The organism is Aliivibrio sp. S10_S31, from assembly GCF_014694495.1.
Lineage (GTDB): Bacteria > Pseudomonadota > Gammaproteobacteria > Enterobacterales > Vibrionaceae > Aliivibrio > Aliivibrio fischeri.
Genome location: NZ_JAAUWR010000001.1, coordinates 187,235 through 205,890, shown reverse-complemented (window position 1 = coordinate 205,890; position 18,656 = coordinate 187,235). Strand labels below are relative to the sequence as shown.

Here is an 18,656-nt window from a genome sequence, read left to right as displayed (position 1 = left end):
TTTGATAAAATAACAGTGAAAAAATTAGTTATCTATATAGGTTACATGAATCTTAAATCAATAAAATATTTTGCTGTTACATTTTTATTAATCGGAGCTACTCCGATTTTTTATTTTTGGACACTATATCAAACAGAACTGAATGCCATTCAATCTTTAAGAGAGACTGAGGCGAAGCATCAGCTAAATTATAGTCAAAATGCCATCAATGAAATCTCTTCTGAGTTATCTACTTCATTACGATTATTGTCAGATAGTCGTGCATTATTGCAGTTTATCCAATCACAATCTTTAAAAAATAGAGCATTACTTGAATCTCTTTGGTCATTAACTGCAACCAATTATTCATATATATCACAGGTGCGTTTTATTGACACCGATGGTATGGAGCAGTCTCGGGTTGATGATATTAATGGTGAAATTAAAGTTACCCCTATTTATCAATTACAGGATAAGTCTCAACGTAACTATTTTCTATATGCACAAACATTAAAAGCGGAAGAGGTTGGCTCTTTTGGTATTGACCTTGAAGTCGAAAATGGAAAAGTAGTTATACCTCTTCAACCCACATTACGCATTTTTACTCCTGTAGAAGTTGCTGATGACCGTAAGGGGTATTTGGTTTTTAATTTAGATGTTTACGAAATAATTGAAGAGATCGATTATTCGATCGATAGTCATTATAACCTAGAATTTGTTGACCTGGAGGGGTATTACCTAGCATCAAAAAATAAAGAAAAAATGTTAGGTAATCTTATAGAAGAAAGAGATAGTTTTAATTTATTGATTGAAAACCCTAATTTATGGAGAGCGATGGAAGATCGTAACATCCATAATTTCAAAGATAAGAAACATTTTTATGCATTTAATAAAATAGCATTAGGTAATGGATTTGAAGGAAGCGAACTTTATTTACTATTAACAAGTAATATTAAAGTAGACTCTGCGGGTACAGATCATAAATTAGCATTTATTCTTTATGAAACAATAATGGCTATTATCTTACTTGTTATCTTATCCGTTATTATTTCTCGATATATCGTAAAACATCGAACAACCAGTCTTGAAAGTCAATTAGCTTTAGCTGCCTTGAATGGAATGTCTTCGATTGTGATCACAGATAAGAACAACCGCATCATCAAGGTAAATGACGAGTTTACTCGAGTTAGTGGGTGGAAAGAATCTGAAGTGATCGGGCATTGTCCTTCAATCTTTCAATCTGGTGTTCATAGTGATGCATTTTATGCTGAAATGTGGCAAACAATTCAAGAAAATCAGAGTTGGGAAGGTGAAGTTGTTAATAAAAGAAAAGATGGAACCTTAATTACTGAGATATTACGAATTCAAGCGATCATGGGTATAAATGGTAAGGCTCAATACTTTATTGCTTCATTTGTTGATATTACTGCTCGAAAAGAATTAGAAAACTGCTTAAGAGAGTTGAGTGAAAAAGACATGTTGACTCAGTGCTGGAATAGAAGAAAGTTTGAAGCAGAGTTTTCAAAATTAACAAATATGCAGCGTTTAACGCCTGAAGTAAAAATGTCTTGTTTGGCTATCATTGATATCGATTATTTTAAACGTATTAATGATCAATACGGACATGATGTCGGCGACAAAGTCATTAAAAATGTCGCTAGAATTTTGCAAACAGAAAGTCGAAGTATTGATTTTGTAGCAAGAATTGGCGGAGAAGAGTTTGCTATTTTACTTCCAAATACAAGTTTGAAAGAAGCTGAAGTGATTTTAAATCGCTTAAGGGTTGCTATTCATCTTGCTGATGGTTCACAATCTGTAAGTGTTAGTGGTGGCGTAACTGATATTTGTGGTTGTGGTGAAGCAACTTACAAGCGTGCTGATCTTGCCTTATATGAATCAAAAACGGCCGGTCGAAATCAAATATCTTGTTTTCCATCCAGTGAAATGGATCAAATCGCGTAATTACTTTTTAGAAAATATGGAAGTTACCTTTTTCATCATAGGCACTTTGGTGTCTATTTGGCAGTTCTTCATTTCTTTGAATATATTAAGTAGCCCTTTAAAGTTCAAGTGCCGTTCGCTTGGTACGGGGCCCATGGCTTGTAGTAGTAAATGATGCAGTTTTTGTTCTTCTCTTGTTCTTGGCTCTAATTGTTCTTTATTCTGTTGATAAGGGTGTACTTTAAATAGTAATTTATAGAGTAAAATGGCTAATGAATATAAGTCACTTTTTATTGTTGGGGCATTGCCTTGTAGAACTTCTGGGGCGGCATAATCGCCACTCCAAGCATGAACTTGATTGAAGTTTATTGTGAATTTGTTTTTCTCTGGGTTTATGTTTCGGCTGATACTAAAATCGAATAAAAATAATTCATTACTATCAGAAATAAGGATATTTCCAGGTTTTAAATCGCCATGTATCACGCCTCGTTTATGACAATGATGTATGCAATTAATCAAGCTATAGGCGTATTTTAATCTCGCATCGATAGGAATGTTTTCAAAAGGTGAATCCAATAATAGAGAGAGCAATTCACCTTTAATAACCGGCATAATAAGAAAACCACGCTGCGACTCATTACATAACGCCAAGTGTTGTATTGATACAATATTTGGATGGTGTAAATGACTAGATTGAATGTATTCATTCACAAGTAATAAATCGGCATCAGCAAAATGGGAGGCTTCACTATTTAACACTTTTATTGCCATATGGTAATTATTCAACCCTATGCTTTTTAGCAATAAATCATCAACTTGATACACAATCCCCATACCACCAACACCAAGAACTCGCTTAATTTTATAACGTTCATTAATGATCTTTGGAAGAGGGAGAGCACTTGCCTCTTTTACTGTAGACTCTGTATTTAGTTCATCGGAGTCATCGGAAATAAAGTGATCTATATTGATATCAGTCATCTGTTGGCCTTAATCATAATGGCAGATAAATTATCATTTGCTTCTGTTAGTAATACTTGTTCTTTTAAGTGATAGCAGCCTTTGAGAGCACTTGGAAGAGCCATGCACGCTTCAATCATATTATTTGATAAGTACTTATGTACGCCATCACTGGACAGAAGAAAAGTATCTTTATGCTGTAATGGAATAATGCAATGTTCAATTGATAAATTGTGGCCCATTCCTATGGCTTGTGTGAGTGCTTCTTTCCCATTTTGCTCACGGGTGTGATCTTTCGATATTTGATATAACTTGTTATGGCGAAATAAATAGCATCGAGAATCGCCTGCCCATAGACAAGCGATATGACCATTATGAGCTATTAACATACAGACCGTGCTGCCAATAACGGCACTATGGGATAATGTCTTTTCTTGACTTAAATGGTGATTCACTTTTAAAAGCATTCTTTTTGCTTTATCTATTTTTTGTTCTAGACTGCCGTACAGTAATTCAGAGTGGAAAGCATCAACAATCATTCCACTCGCAATTTCACCATACTCATATCCACCCATGCCATCTGCTATTATCCAGATGCCTTGCTCGGTAAAAGATAAAATCGCATCTTCGTTTTTATCTCTTACCTTGCCTTCTTCTGAAAAATGGGCCGTTTGAAATTGTTGGCTCATCCATTAATCCTTTTTGGAAGATAAAAATTCGTTAATATTTTTCTATTAAAAGGATTAGGGGTTCGATCACTATAAATAAGGTATTTGGCTTTCATTCCTTTATTTTCTAGATCTACTTTTATGACATCTTGACCTCGGTATTTATTGACTCTGAATTTGTCTAATACTCGGAAGAAAGCCCAAGGGCCTGAGTTTTGTTGGTTTACGACTTTAGAGCCACTCAGATCTTGCAAAACAAAACTTACGTATTGACGTTGGTTGGTTATTGGCCAAGTAAATTGTTTTTTCTGTATTGGACCATGACGGTAAGCAAATTTGTTTTTCCCGTAATAAAATGTGGACTGTAAGGCACTTGCATCCAGTTCAAATGGCGCAATACGGAACGAGACATTGGCTTCTTTTCCTTTTGAACCATAAAACATACGCTGGATAGTTAACCCGTAGTTATATTGATCTAAGAATGAATCAGACAGCCCTAATGAACGTCCATGTAAGGATTTTTGTTTGAATTTTCCTTTTTGTTTATACACAAATGAGGATAAATAGGCGTCAAAGAAATTGTCTAAAATACCGCCATTCTGGAAGAATTCATCAAAGTCAGCAATGTTTACATCATGGCTACTATTTCTAAATGGGTATCGACCAGATAAAGCGACATCGTAATGAGTAACGACTTTATCATGGTAAACCATTTGTACATGTTTTCTTGAATGGTTCAGTATGATACCCCAAGCGTTATTTGATATTTGTTTCCACCATTGCTGTAATGGTTGGGGAAGCGTTTCTGCCATTACACGTATATCATTTAACTCATTTGGTATTCCTTGCATGCGATCGCGAGCAATCTTAAAGGCTGATGAATCAGGGTTAGGTGAGAACTTCACCATAGATAATCGGCCACTCAATTCATTGATCACAACTAGCGCATCTTCTAATGGAATCGTTGCTTGATCTTTATCTGTGAGTAAAAGATTAAGTGGTTCAAATTGATTGCTGACCGCTTTTCGCGCGCTTTGAGAGCGTTCCTCAACACTGTGTAAGCCTAGAGACGCGACTTTCTTAAGCTTTGTATTTACAGGGAGCTTTTTAACTTGACCTGCAGTTTTTGAGGCAACTTGTGTTTTATCAACAAAGGTGGTGTTTTCTTTTATTAGATTTAAAAGTTTTAAAATTGGTTGACTTGAACCGGTAATATTCGATATCTGAAGAATGGCTTCATCCATGTTTTTAGATGGCTTAATTTGAAGTTGATCTACCGCTTCTTTCCAATATTTAATGTAATCATGGAAATATAAGTCTTCGACATCTGCGTATAGTCCACGGATCTCATTTGCACTTAAGTCACTTGATAAACCGATAACCCAGTTCTCTTCAATCAGTTGTTTTACTTGGTCTAATCCTTTACTCAGAAAAACCGCTTTATATCCTTTTTGCGTATATAAACCAGGAATAATGGTATTGGTATGATTGAACAGGTTTTGATTTGGTCCTAAGTGGTCACTGATTTTTATGTCACGTAAATCCATCTCTTTTGCATCTTGTTTCAGTTGTTGGTAAACCAATTCTGATGTATCTGCTTCACGTAAAAATTTACGAGATTTAGCGATTAAATTATCGTTTAATTGAACTGGTTCAAATTCGATATTTAATAGATTAGAAAAATGCGCTTGAAGTTCTTTCTGTTCTGTTGCTGAACCACTGTATAAATATGACCAATGCAATCCCATCCATTCTTCTAGATATGCTTTATCGAGATGTTCATGTAGATTCAACATTAAATATGCACGTAAAGAGGGCGTTAAAAACTCTCTATTATCTTGATTGTTTGCCACTTGGTATTCGAGTTCACTTGTCACTTTAGGAAGTAATAAGTTCAGTAAACTTCTTTGATACGCGGTTTCTGCTGCCTTCCGTAATTTATCTCCTTGTTGGAGTCTCGCAAACTCATCTGTGAGCGTTTCACTCTCTTTTGAATACACTTGAGTTGCTGCTAATAAGGTATTTAACGTTGGCAGTAATTCAATAGAAGGAGCTAAAGGGGATAAATGGACAATCTGTTGATTATAATCGCTAGAAAGAGACAGTAATTCTTGTTGCTTATGATGATTGGTTAAAAAGCTGGTTGCCCATAATGAACCAAACCCAATCACAATAGCAAAAGAGGCTGCATAGACCGCCATGTTTTTCAGTTTTACTTGTTTCTCATATTTTTCATCCAATGTAGCGAGCTCACTGTTTGGAAAAATCACCTCTTCGAGTAATTTTCGAATAAAGAACCCACGTTGATGTTTATAAGTAGGGAGAACTCGAGAGCTGATCCCAAGGTTTTGCCCAATACCTGACGTGGTTGATTCAGTATGGGTATTTGTTGGCTCGGGTACTGACGTTAGGTATAAACCGCGTAAATGAGAGGCTTGGTGATAACGGGTTTTAGTAAAGGCTAATTCAGAAAATAACGCTAAGCGTTCAGCAAGGAAGCTTAATTGGCGTGGGAATTGTAATAGCTCTGCACGTTTCATCACATCACGCTCATCGTGTAAGCGTGACATGACTTGGGAATCGATACGTAAAATGAGCTTTTCGAACTCATGTTTAATTTTATCGGCTTGTTGGCCTTCCCCTTCGTTAAAAGTGACGCCAAACACTTGGTCCATTTCCTCTCTGGATAGAGAAGAGAAAAAGGGTTCGAATCCCTCCACTTTATCCATTTTCGTTAATAAGAAATAGATAGGCATATCTGAGCTTAAATCATGTCTTAGCTCTTGTAAGCGTTCACGAACATAGCGGGCTTGAACTTCGATAGCACTTTCATCTGGAGATTGTAATGTTGTGATATCAATAGTTAGTATGACCCCATTTAATGGGCGACGGCGGCGCTTATTGCGTAAAGCTTTTAAAAAATTGCCCCAAATTGGTTTACTTAACTCATTTCCATGTTGATCAAAAAATTGTCCTGCAGCATCTAAAAGAACGGCATGGTTAGCAAAATACCATTCACAATGTTGGCTATTTTGAATGTCTCTTGTGTAATGCCCATCAGTTTGGTTTAAAGGGAAATCTAACCCTGAACACTCTAAAAGAGTTGTTTTACCACTATTTTGTGGGCCAATAACCATATACCAAGGAAGTTGATATTTAACGTTATTATTGAGTTTTCCATATAACCCAGCACGCTTGATTGTTGCAATTGCAGCTTCAAGTTTTGTTTTGAGAATGGTGCTGTGTTCACGAATAAAAGCCATTTCAGATTGTGCGGCTTCATACGCTTCTTTATTTTCTTCTTTTTGTGCTTCTCGTTTTGCTAAGCCCCACAAAGTCAGATTGAATGCTCCCCATAGTAGTAAGCAAATGATAACCGTTAATGTTTTTCCAGTAGTCGTTTCAATTAATGGGGTATTTGCTATCGCAATATGTTTACCAAATAGACACAATAATAAGGCAATAAATAGTGTTAATAATAAGCTCCAACACCATGTCTTTTTTAATGTGTTAAGCAATGAATTAAAAAATGATTTCATCCGTAAAATCCTATAAATCAATTTGCTGAAAAGCTTGAATTACATGCTCTGATTGTTGGTCCAATACATAATAGAAACCACCGTAAATAGCACACAATGAGAAAACCACAACGCATACGATGCCAACCCAAGAGGTTTGTCTTGTGAGTTTATGGCGTTGAACTTGTTTCGGTTCCCAGTTTGGAGAGAGACTGGCTTGCTCATCTCCTCGTAAAGAGCGAATTTGGCGATAAAGAGAATCACGAATGGCGTCTAATTCGACCAAACCTCTTGATAAAACTCGATATTTACCTTCAAAACCTAAGCTCAAACATAAGTACATTAACTCTAATAAATCTAAATATTTAGCAGGGTTCCTACTGAGCTTTTCTAATAGTAAGAAAAATTTCTCACCACCATATGTTTCGTTATGAAAGCTACTTAACATACTTTTTGAGGCCCAGTGACTTTCTGAACCCCATGGCGTTGTTACGATAATTTCATCAACGAAAGTGCAAAGCAGGTAGCGAGATAAGGCAACATAATTACTCTCAACACCTGAGTTAATGGCTTGAAACTCGAAGGATTTTAACTCTTCAACTAATTTAGGTTTTAGTAACTCAATATCTTGGTAGCTTTCTTTTTTTAAGTCACACGTGATACAGAGTAATGAGGAAGCAGCACTGATTAGTGGGTTGTTTCCTGCAAAATTGTATTCTTCTGGTTTAATACGCGCGGCGTAAACCATTCGTTCTTGAAGCTGGTTGAATTTGGGTGCACTTGGGCTTTCAGTTAATGTTGGATTAACTTGATTTGGCTCTTGTGTGATAAGTACAGTACGGTCATCCATGCTACTGTTGTTCATATTAACTATTCCTTATTGCCCAAAAGAAAAGAGAAAGCTCAGGGAAATCACCTGCAATATGGAAAGCAAATCCTCCAGATTGCGTTAGTTGAGAGCGATCGTTTGAGGTTAAATCAAGGGTGAAATAACAATAATCACCATGGAAAGGAACTTGTCTTGGGGCTACGGAAAGTGAGCGACAAGTGATACCCGGTAATTGAAGGTTTACAAGGTTGCGAATTTTTTCAACAGGCCCGACTTTTAATTGTGGTGGCAGTTGTTTTCGTAAGCTTTCAGCATCGGTGTGAGAGCGAGCCGCGAGAATAAAGGTGGCTTCTTGCAATAAGCTATCATCAGAAATAGGGGCAATAAGTACACCGTGATTGCGTTTTTGTAGTGGTATCTCAAAGGCGTTTTGTTTTAATGACTGATTCAGTTGTTTACGCAAATGAAATAAGATCTGATCAAATGACTCGCCTTGTTCTTTATGATTGTATGATAATTTTAGATCTGGTCGACGATGACCAGAATCATAAGTAGACAGCTCTCCTTGCAAAGATGAAAGTAATAAAAAGAGCTCCTCTGGATGGTATTGAGAGCACTTATTTAGATAGTGGAGTTGAGGCTCATACTTATTTAATAATTGAAGTAATAAAAAGTCACCAATTTCAGAGGTTGCGTGCCCTGATTTGGTAATACGTTCGGCTAAAATATCGGCTTTATGAGTAACGAGTGTTAAGACTTCTCGTAGCGAACGGTGAACAAGAGACGAGTGAACACCATTAATAAAACTCGCTTCAAAATTAGGGTTGAGTTGAATCGCACCTTCTGGAGTGACTTGTTTAATTTCACACAGTTTAATTTTAACCCAATGATTATCAATCTCTTCTTCGGTAATAATATGAAAATCCAACTCACCACAACTGATAGTCTGCAAGTTTTGTACTTGGGCATTATTATCTGAAATGGTTAAATCGTGAGAAACATAACGAGTGTTAATTTCGGTTTCTTTTTCATCGCGAGCTTCTGGACTATTGATAGTTGATAAAGAAATCGCTAAATACAGATTTAAGTTTGTTTTAGGCGCATCAGACTCCCAAACAATAGGGGTTGTTTGATGTTGAATATCAAATAGTGAACCATCGGGTAAAATACCACTAGCCTGACTGATCACGATCTTTCCAACAGATAAATGATGATTATCAAAACTCAGAGAATGGAAGCCCCAATTAAACCTGTGTTGCTTCTGCGTACGTACTTGCAGTTGATTTTGATAGTAACGATCACTTTGTTGAAAATGTTGAGGCCGCAATAGCATGCCTTCTTTCCATATAACTTTTTGCATTTATCTATCCTCTAAATTCGCGCATTATTGCTTTGTGGGGCGTTATTTTTCTTTTTCACGCGTTTTAATTTGACGATAGAAGAGTCGGTAGCGATCAATTCTACTTTTTGCGCCTCTTCTGGCTCAACTGTGTATATGTAATGCCATTTTGCATTATCTATATCTTGATAAGCGCCGATAACGGCTAAATATTGTCCTTTTTCACTGAGCTTTAATTTGATGATTTTCTTATCGCCAGGGCGTAAGATGATTTCCTCTTCTGCGATAAAATCCGTTCCTAAGGTTGATTTTGCATTATTGTATAAATCAAAAAATTCTGAATTTTCAAAGCCAGTAATGGAAGATAACTCTAATACCCTTACCACTAGAGGCGAGGGGCGATCCGCATGATCAGGGTTAACATTTGCAGATGCATTGAGAGTAAGCGCTACGTAAGTTGGATCAGGTGTGCTGCTGCACCCAATGAGTAACAATAGAGCTATGAAGGTAAATAATTGTTTCATAGTGAATACGTCCTTATCCTTAATTCTTTATGCTCATTACACACGAAGTGCTGCTGTGAGCATTTGTAATTGAGATTCATATTGCTTAGCAAAATCTTGCTCTAATAATGCGTTGCGCCAATCAGGGTCCTTACTGATTTGTTTATGTAGTTTGCTGTAAGCCTGCCAATATTTGGCGTCAGGTTTACCAAACTTGCTTTGTATTCCGTCTTGCACAAAGCGATATATCAGCGTTTCTGGAGAGAGTTTTTCAATCAATGCATCTAACGTATGTTGGCAAGCGTCATGAATAGCCAATTGATTTGCTTGGATGTCTTTACAGCTTTGGTTGATGGCTTCAATCCCTTGTAGATACCCAGGTTTATGATGAATAATGATATTGAGTGCATCGTTAACATCATGGGTGAATTTTATTGGGTTATTACCTTGGCCTTGAATCGTGGTGGCATTCGCTGTTAATTTATTTTTGATTTCAGTACGAGTACGTAGTAGTTGTTGGATGCCATTTACTGAACTGCGAAGCGCAGAGCCAATATCAAATAAGGTTTGTTCTGGATCTTCGAGATTAGTAAGTTCGATGCCTAATCCTTTAGATAATGCTGCTAAATAAGGCTCGTTTGAGGTTACTTGTGCATCAGGCACTTCTTTGTTTGTGATGCTATCTATTTTCTTTTTAGAGGTTGTATTGATCTTTTCCTTTGATCTTTTTGGTTGATAAGTCGGTTCCAGCTCAATCTCATCATCAAGGGAATCATTGCTAAGTTCTTCTTCATTAAATATTGGAGAAATGAATTGCTCTTTAAGTAGCACATCATCCATTTGTGTATGAGAAGGTGTCGATTCTTCTACTTGTTTTAGAATGATTTCTTCGTCTGAATTTAATAGTTCTTCAATTGGTCCATCACTTAAAAAGCTGTCATCAGGGATCATGTCAAATACCGATGGTGATTCATCCGTACCATGGTTTGATAAAGGATCACGAGAGGCATTTGGATTTGTTTCTGGTGAGCGATAATTGGTTGGATCTTGTAATAGACGAGCACGAATTTTAATGAAGCCAAGCTCATAAACATCCCCATGAGATACAGGATGTAATTCACCGCTATTCAGTGATGCTTCTTCACCATTGAAGTAGGTGCCATTGGTACTGTTATCGGTAATAAAAAATTGATCATCTTCAAAGCTAATTGAAGCATGAACGTTTGATAATTGTCTTTTACTATCTGCAATATACCAATCGGCATTTGGACTGCGACCAATGGTTCCACCAGCCTTTTTGAAGGTAAAAGTAGGTAAGGTATCAATAGGTAAATCTTGTGATTGAATAATATCAAAAGCCAGTTCCATCTTTTATTCCTCCTCTGAAACTAACGTGGTTTGCTCTTGTGGAGCAGGGTTGCCAACAGGACGATATTCATCGTAATTGCTGCATGCTGACAGCAGTAATAGGGTTGTGATTAGTGAAAAGCGTAACAACATGCTTAATATCTCCATTCCTTGGCGGACAAATTGAATTTTCGTAATCGATAATCAAGAGAACCTTTTGATAGCTCTAGTCGGTTAGCTATGGTCTGTAGATGCCCTTGATGTTTCTCTAAATATTGCATTAAAACGTTCTTCTCAAATTGGTCTATTTGAGAAGATAAACTGCCAGTTAACGTCTGCTCTTTCTTCTCTTTTGGCGTCATCATCATGATGCTATTCAAGACTTTTTCTATGATGGATTTATCCAATTGTTGGCAGTCAGGTGCCTCCATACAGCAACGCTCTATGATGTTTTTTAGCTCACGAACATTCCCTGGGAATGCGTAATTATCAAGGTAGTTGATAAACTCATTAGTTAATGCGGGAATGGGTTGGTGAAGCTCTAAAGCATAATGTTTAGCAAAAAATTGACTCAATAAAGCGATGTCGCCATAACGCTCTCGAAGTGGAGGAAGTGCGATGGTAAATTGTGCTAAACGGAAATAGAGGTCTTGACGGAATTCACCTTGCTCAATTTTTTTGATTAAAGCTTGATGTGTTGCTGCAACGACTTTGACATCAATATCGTAAAGGGTAGTTGACCCTAACGGACGAACTTTTTTCTCTTCTAATACGCGGAGCAGCTTGGCTTGCAGTGAGCTTGGCATATCTCCGATTTCATCTAAAAAGAGGATACCTTTATCAGCTGAGCGGATTAAACCAATGTAATCTCTATCCGCTCCAGTAAACGCTCCTTTTTGATAACCAAATAACTCACTTTCAAGTAGGTGTTCAGGAATAGAAGCACAGTTTTGTACAACGTATGGCTCATTTCTTCTATTACCAAATTGATGAATAGCTTTTGCGATAAGCTCTTTACCGCTTCCTGTTTCACCAGTTACTAGCACGTTGCGGTTAATATGTAATGCCTTAGAAATATTAAGGCGAACCTCTTTTATCGCACTACTATCGCCAACAATATTAAAATCAGATGGGATGTGGGTTGTTGATGAATGAGGCGCAATCTTTTGATCCAATAAAGCGTAACTGTTTTTAATTGCTAGTGCGATTCGGTCAATAGCAAGTGAGTTAAGGGTATAAATTGTTTGGCGGTCACTTTTTTGGTAGGTACTAAAATTGGAGAAATAGAACATGAGTACGCCTGAAATTCGTTGTTGTGAATTTCTTAATGGCATAAATTCAACTTCACCATCGGTTAGAGTGTAATACTCTGATTGTTCGAATAAAATATGCTTAATATCATCAGTACATTGACTAAAATGAAGGTTGAAATTGCGTCCTTCACTGATACAGAGAGTTAGCGTATTAAATTCACGATAATCGGTATTAATGATGTTATTTTTGTCGTTTTTATTCTCAAAAGGCAAAGAGGTGATTTGAGGTTGATGTTTAGAATCAGAATAACCTTCAGCCATTTTAAATAATTGTGCACCAGAAGGTTGCGATAAAAAGCAAATTACCTTTTGGGCACCACTGTGTTTTAAAATTCCAGATAACCAACATTGAGTGAATTTATTAAAGTCACTTTGTTGCTCTGAAGTAATATTCATTAATTGCTCTGGCATGATGGCTAGTCCTCAAACTCGCAAAAGACTTGGCCATTTTCATCGATACATAGAGATATACTGGTCAATGGTTCTTTTCTAGCCAGTGCTAGCAGTATTTGGGATGAAAATGCAGGTTTTAGTTGTCCATTAATAATGGCATCAATATTTCTCGCACCGGTTTCAGTTAATGTACAACTTTGAGCAATGTGTTGAATGATTGCTTCGTCATAATGAAGAGTGATTTGTTGCAATGACAGCTGTTCGGTTAATTGTTTAAGGCGAATATCCACAAGGGCTTCCATACTTTCCATATCAAGAGGGAAGAATGGGACAACGGTCATTCGTCCGACTAAGGCTGGTTTAAAGTACTGATTTAACGTTGGACGGATGGCTTTAGTTAATGCATCTGTTGTCGGTTTTTCTTCTTGATTACAAAGTGCTTCAATTTGATCAGAGGCTAAGTTTGAGGTCATGATTATTAGCGTTTGTTTGAAGTTGATTTCTCTTCCTTCACCATCATTAGCTACGCCTTTATCAAAAATTTGATAGAAAAGGTTCATGATTTCAGGGTCTGCTTTTTCGACTTCATCAAGTAATACAACTGAATAAGGGCGTTGACGAACGGCTTCAGTTAACACACCGCCTTCACCATATCCAACGTAGCCAGGAGGCGAACCAATTAGGCGAGATACGGTGTGTTTTTCTTGAAACTCTGACATATTGATAGTGGTAAGAAATTGTTCGCCGCCATACATTAAATCGGCAATGGCTTGAGCGGTTTGAGTTTTTCCTACACCACTTGGACCAACAAAAAGAAATACACCAGTTGGAGAATTAGGGTTGTTTAATCCTGCTGCAGTGGCTTGGATTGCTTTTTCTAAGGCGATGACGGCTTGATCTTGGCCTTTGATTTGTTCTTTTAGCTTTGATTTTATCGTAAGTACTTGAGTCGCTTGTCCACGTTGTAATGTACTCATTGGAATGCCTGTCCAATGGGATACTACCTCAGCAACCAAAGATGGGCAGGTTTCGTAACTGACTAAAGAGTGTGTATGTTGTGCATCCGATAGCGCTTGATGTATCTCTTGTTGGTTGCAAATTAATCGATGCTTTTCTTCTTCATCGTTACATTGTGCAATGTCAATTCGAGAAGTTAGTAGCGCTTCGGCTAATTCTTTTTGTGTTTGCCATTCTTGCTCTAACTGTTCAGCTTCAAGGTGGGTTTGAGACAGCTTTTCTTTCAATTGAGTGATGGTGTTTTCTTCAATATTAATTCCTGCTTGTTGATCTCTTAATATACAATCAAGCTCTCGTTGAGTAATAGCGGTAATATGTAATAACGTTTCTAATGACTCAGGCTTGGCTTTTAAATTGATCTTCACACGTGCACAAGCTGTATCAAGAAGATCGATGGCTTTATCTGGTAGTTGACGACCGCTAATGTAACGTGCAGATAATTCAGCTGCGGCAATGATGGCATCATCTCTTACATAAACACCGTGGCTTTCCTCATAACGTTCAGCAAGACCTCGTAAAATTGTTACAGCTTGAGTAACATTAGGTTCGTTCACTTTTACCGGTTGGAAACGTCGTGCAAGTGCTGGATCTTTTTCTATGTATTTTTTATATTCAGACCACGTTGTTGCACCTATTGTACGTAATTCACCTCGAGCAAGAGCTGGTTTGAGAAGGTTTGCGGCATCATTGCTACCAGCTTGTCCACCAGCACCAATTAGAGTATGTGCTTCATCAATAAATAAGATAATAGGTGTCGGACTTTCTTGAACTGCTGTGATAACCAAATTTAAGCGACGTTCAAATTCACCTTTAATACTTGCACCTGCTTGAAGTAATCCAAGATCCAAAGAGAGAAGGGCGACATTTTCAAGCATATCGGGTACTTCTCCTTGAGCGATTTTTATTGCTAAACCTTCTACTAATGCCGTTTTACCAACCCCTGCTTCGCCAACAATCATTGGGTTATTTTTACGGCGACGGGCTAAAATATCGATCATTTGACGAATTTCAGAATCTCGGCATAAAACAGGATCAATTTTATTATCTTTCGCCAATTGTGTGTAATTGGTCGTGTATGCATCGAGTGCATTTTGATGTTCAGCAGAGGATTGAGAATCTCGATTCGCGCAGCTGACTAAGCCTTCAACCTGTTGTTTTAATGAAGCGACAGGAATGACACTGAGTTCACGGTAATAGGGGGTGTGCCCATATTTGTTTGGATGAGAAAGGAGAGTAAGCAGTAAATTTGCTGCGAGTACTTCAGAAAGTTGCATTTCTAACATGGAGAAGAGATAACTTTCTTGAAGCCATTCGATTAACGCAGTTGATAAGACAGGATGATTACTTTCAGATGAGGTACTTTTTCTTCCGTGTTGTAGCGCTTCAATTAAAACGTCAGTAGATACATTGTATTGCTGACAAGCTTTATTCCAGAAACTTTGTGGATTATTCAGTGCCGCAAGAATAAAGTCTTCACATAACACTTCATTACCGCCACGAGTGACGCATAATTGTGCGGCTTGCTCTAACGCAAGGTGTGACTCTTTATCTAATGTTTTAATTAATTGAGGTAGTTCTACGTTAATCATAATGTTTTCCCTGAAAGTGTAATACGTCCTTCATTTGGGTTTGAACCTAGCCAACTCGTCCAACCTAAGCAGCATTCATTATCGACTGATAAGGTTAATGGACGGGGTTCATCTTTTTTTAAATGAAGTTGAATATCAAAATCGAGTGGATCTTTAACGGTAAATTGCACTAATTGATTGAGTGCGATCCAATTTGGTTTATCGGTTAAAAAAGAGTGGAAGTGATCCCACGTTAATTCTTTTATATGTATACGAAATTTATTTGCTCTATCTGGTGCGCTACTGCCTAAAACAGAGCTGCTAGAAAGAACGGCATTGTTTTGGCCCAATTCACAGAGTTGTTGTGTTGGAATTGAGCAGTGACGAAGAATGCACTCTTCAATATGTATCGCTGAATGCTGGAAGTAGTATCGTAATAGCGCTTCTATTGTATTTGCCGATCTGACCCTTTGACTTAGCAAACCAAGGTAAGGAAATAAGCGAGACCAGTTGATTGAGTCGTCATCACGCAGTTCAGGATTTTTTAACCCAAGCAATGCAAATATATATTGTGAAAACGGATCATTTGCGCCTTCTCTAAAGGCTGCGTTATAGCGATATTTTTGCCAAACACTACGAATTAAACGGTGTAATCTATGATGGAAAATATCAAGAAATGACTTTAGAACGTTGTTTTCATCCTGCAGTAAATAATCATTATAAAAAGCAGGCAAGGGCGATGAAGCACCAATTAATGACAACATATTTAATGTCATAATGACTTTTGGTAGCCCATCATCATGAGTGATTACTTTAATGCTTTGAATCTCACGAGGAGCGAAACCTTGCGAAGGGTTCGCTACAAATTGAATACGGTCATAGGCCTGATCAAGATCCCATTCATCATGTTTGTTTTTTAAGTGATGACATACATGATCCAATGCCTTCATCAAGGATAAATGTCCAATATGTTCAATGGTTATTCCTAATTGAATAGGAATTTGATTTGATGTTATCGAGACTAAATTAGAGGTTGTTGCCCCATTCGTGGTAGCCATGAATAGTCTCCTCCATCAGTGCTTGTAACGTGCAATTGGTTGAATGAATTCATACTGGTATAAAGCGATAAAAATTCATTAATTACAGTGGAAAATAAATACAGCTCGCCTTCACATAAAAAGTGCTTCGTGTTGAGATGAAGTTGTGTATTCATTGTTCGTACAGGAGCGCCTTCGTATAACATATCGCAAGGTTTGGTCGATATACTTACGATGCCATCGATCAGTCTTTTATGTTTTTTTCCTTTTGCATCGTCTTGTTGACCAGCAAAATCATAAGCAAGCAAAATACGTTTAAACGCTTCAGGTTTGGTTAATGAAAGATAATTAAGGGACATATTTGATATGAGCGACCAAAGACCATCTTTATCAATGGGTGGGGTGTAGCAAGGCGTTACTGTTCTGATATTGGTAAATGTGGCTGAACCAGTTGTTTGATCTGTTGTTTCTGTTATTGAGTTTACAGATAAACGTTGAGCTAATGCCCCATTACATGCAATAACGGCAATAGAAACCGTCACGCTATTGGTAAAGGTGTGTTGAGAACGAAACGATAGATACGTATCAAAGTGCCCACTGACAATGTTCTTTTCTTGGCGGATACTGTAATAGTTTGAGCGATTTTTATTTTCATTATGTTCAAATGATTCAAAGTGGTAAAAATCGATACGACCTTTTTGCCCAGGGTTCCAACCGTGAACTTCTTTAACCGATAAAATGGTACTGCTTTCGTCATTTAAAGAAACCGGTGTGATCTTATAATGATCTTTTCTGTGGTTAAGTAAGAGTGGTTGAGTATCACTTTTAAATGAATTAACGATTGGGGTACAAAATAGCTCTGGTTGAACACGATTAGCGTAAAAAGGCTGTTGTGTGATGTTATCTAACGTGAATTTTAAATCGACATATTTACACCCTTGACTAAACTGAGTTGGCCAAACTGGTAACTCAGTTAAGTCAATGTAGTAATATTTTTCTGGGTAACAAAAAAATTCTTGAATGTGTCGGTAGCCTTCAAACGTATTGAGAGGGTAATCAAAAATAGCTTCATTGGTTTTAAAGCCAACAGGTTTAATGCTATGGGTTGGAAACGTTGAGCGATTGATTTGTTCTAACTCTTTATCCAAAGCGCAAAACTCAGCTTGAGTGGTGGAAGAGCAAAGTGCCATAATGAGAGACAAGCAACTGGCTTTGTCACCATTAAAATGAACACGTAACTGTTTCATATTTAACGATGCTAGATCGATTCCTGAAGGTAATTCCAATCGTAATTGATAAATGCCACCATGCCCATTTGCTGTAAAAGATGATGAATGAAGAGATACAGGATAAATATCAACATCAAAGCACGTTTTAAACTTACATTGAACGCCATCAATAGGTTGGCTAAGTACTTCCGTACCACGTTTAATTGTTGATGCTTGGGTTGCTTCACTTGCCGGTGTAAATTGCAGAGTACTCATTGCTGGAATTGCTTGGACATAGTTAGGCCACAATAAACGCATTAATGAATGAGTTAATTCTGGTAACTGGTTATCTAAGCGTTGATGTAAACGACCAACTAAAAAAGCAAATCCTTCGAATAATCGCTCAATATCTGGATCCAATCCCTCTTGACCTAAATAGGGTGCTAAAGCCGGATTTTCTCTCGAAAACGACTTTCCTAATTCGCGTAGTGCCGCTAATTCAGATAGATAGTAATGATTAAAACTCATGCTGCACCTTGTGTAATATTGGTTTCAGCGTTGCGGTTAGCGGCTTGAGCATGAGCGGTAAATGAAATAGCGGTATTTTTCCCATTAATGATGACATCACCACTGACATCAAAATAGAGACGTAAAGGGTTATAGATATCACCTAAATAGCGGACTTGAGGATTAATGATTCTCGTTTCATAGCGAGCGATAACACGTTCAACCTCGCGTTTAATATGAAGGATGGCATCATGCGGACTCATGTGAGACATATTAAGATCTGGCAAGCCTAAATCAGGACAGATCAATGCAGCCCCTTGTCTTGTTGAAAGTAACTGACTGACGTGTGAGCGAATTGATTCTGCCATATGCTGTGCTGTGACAGATTGATTGCTTTGTGTTGTACCACTTAATAGTCGTTCAAATAATCGTTGGTTCGACATATTTCACTCTTTATTCCATTAACACTCTGTGAAATACCCTGTGTTTATTGTCAATAATTAGACTTTTACTAAACACAGGGTGAAAG

The 18,656-nt window shown here is 37.4% G+C and carries 14 protein-coding genes; 1 reads left to right on the top strand and 13 read right to left on the bottom strand.

What is annotated here, in order from left to right:
- Positions 1-45: 45 nt before the first annotated feature.
- Complete coding sequence (locus HC728_RS01035) at positions 46-1,941, top strand: diguanylate cyclase (RefSeq protein WP_017019105.1); 1,896 nt, start codon at positions 46-48, stop codon at positions 1,939-1,941.
- On the opposite strand, the gene HC728_RS01030 is transcribed toward HC728_RS01035, so the two are convergent.
- From HC728_RS01030 to tssE, 13 genes are read right to left on the bottom strand one after another with little or no spacing between them, the layout of a single operon-like run.
- Positions 1,942-2,901 (bottom strand): serine/threonine-protein kinase, encoded by a 960-nt coding sequence (locus HC728_RS01030; RefSeq protein ID WP_012533467.1) that lies wholly within the window; start codon positions 2,899-2,901, stop codon positions 1,942-1,944. It abuts the gene before it with no gap.
- Positions 2,898-3,569 (bottom strand): PP2C family serine/threonine-protein phosphatase, encoded by a 672-nt coding sequence (locus tag HC728_RS01025; RefSeq protein ID WP_005418697.1) that lies wholly within the window; start codon positions 3,567-3,569, stop codon positions 2,898-2,900. The genes HC728_RS01030 and HC728_RS01025 overlap by 4 nt, the downstream gene beginning before the upstream one ends.
- On the bottom strand, positions 3,566-7,087 hold the full coding sequence (gene tssM / locus HC728_RS01020; RefSeq protein WP_190395026.1) for a type VI secretion system membrane subunit TssM: 3,522 nt from the start codon (positions 7,085-7,087) through the stop codon (positions 3,566-3,568). Before tssM ends, HC728_RS01025 begins: the two co-directional genes overlap by 4 nt.
- A 10-nt stretch (positions 7,088-7,097) precedes the next feature.
- Complete coding sequence (gene icmH / locus HC728_RS01015) at positions 7,098-7,931, bottom strand: type IVB secretion system protein IcmH/DotU (RefSeq protein WP_190395025.1); 834 nt, start codon at positions 7,929-7,931, stop codon at positions 7,098-7,100.
- A 1-nt stretch (position 7,932) separates the two neighbouring features.
- Entirely contained in the window at positions 7,933-9,255 is a 1,323-nt protein-coding gene (gene tssK, locus HC728_RS01010) for a type VI secretion system baseplate subunit TssK (RefSeq protein WP_011261628.1), read from the bottom strand.
- 11 nt (positions 9,256-9,266) lie between these two features.
- Positions 9,267-9,758, bottom strand: a complete 492-nt coding sequence (gene tssJ, locus HC728_RS01005; protein WP_012534191.1) for a type VI secretion system lipoprotein TssJ — start codon at positions 9,756-9,758, stop codon at positions 9,267-9,269.
- A 36-nt stretch (positions 9,759-9,794) separates the two neighbouring features.
- Positions 9,795-11,105 (bottom strand): type VI secretion system-associated FHA domain protein TagH, encoded by a 1,311-nt coding sequence (gene tagH, locus HC728_RS01000; protein WP_065597062.1) that lies wholly within the window; start codon positions 11,103-11,105, stop codon positions 9,795-9,797.
- 3 nt (positions 11,106-11,108) lie between these two features.
- Positions 11,109-11,237 (bottom strand): hypothetical protein, encoded by a 129-nt coding sequence (locus HC728_RS20280; protein ID WP_005418710.1) that lies wholly within the window; start codon positions 11,235-11,237, stop codon positions 11,109-11,111.
- A gap of 2 nt (positions 11,238-11,239) precedes the next feature.
- The gene (locus HC728_RS00995; protein ID WP_012533419.1) at positions 11,240-12,808 is read right to left on the bottom strand and encodes a sigma-54-dependent Fis family transcriptional regulator; all 1,569 of its coding nucleotides are present in this window, start codon (positions 12,806-12,808) and stop codon (positions 11,240-11,242) included.
- 5 nt (positions 12,809-12,813) lie between these two features.
- Entirely contained in the window at positions 12,814-15,396 is a 2,583-nt protein-coding gene (tssH, locus tag HC728_RS00990; protein ID WP_190395024.1) for a type VI secretion system ATPase TssH, read from the bottom strand.
- The gene (tssG, locus tag HC728_RS00985; RefSeq protein WP_065641409.1) at positions 15,393-16,433 is read right to left on the bottom strand and encodes a type VI secretion system baseplate subunit TssG; all 1,041 of its coding nucleotides are present in this window, start codon (positions 16,431-16,433) and stop codon (positions 15,393-15,395) included. The genes tssH and tssG overlap by 4 nt, the downstream gene beginning before the upstream one ends.
- Positions 16,397-18,148, bottom strand: coding sequence for a type VI secretion system baseplate subunit TssF (tssF, locus tag HC728_RS00980; RefSeq protein ID WP_190395023.1), 1,752 nt, complete (start codon positions 18,146-18,148; stop codon positions 16,397-16,399). The genes tssG and tssF overlap by 37 nt, the downstream gene beginning before the upstream one ends.
- A complete protein-coding gene (tssE, locus tag HC728_RS00975; protein WP_190395022.1) occupies positions 18,145-18,570 on the bottom strand; it encodes a type VI secretion system baseplate subunit TssE in 426 nt (141 codons plus the stop codon). The genes tssF and tssE overlap by 4 nt, the downstream gene beginning before the upstream one ends.
- Positions 18,571-18,656 lie beyond the last annotated feature (86 nt).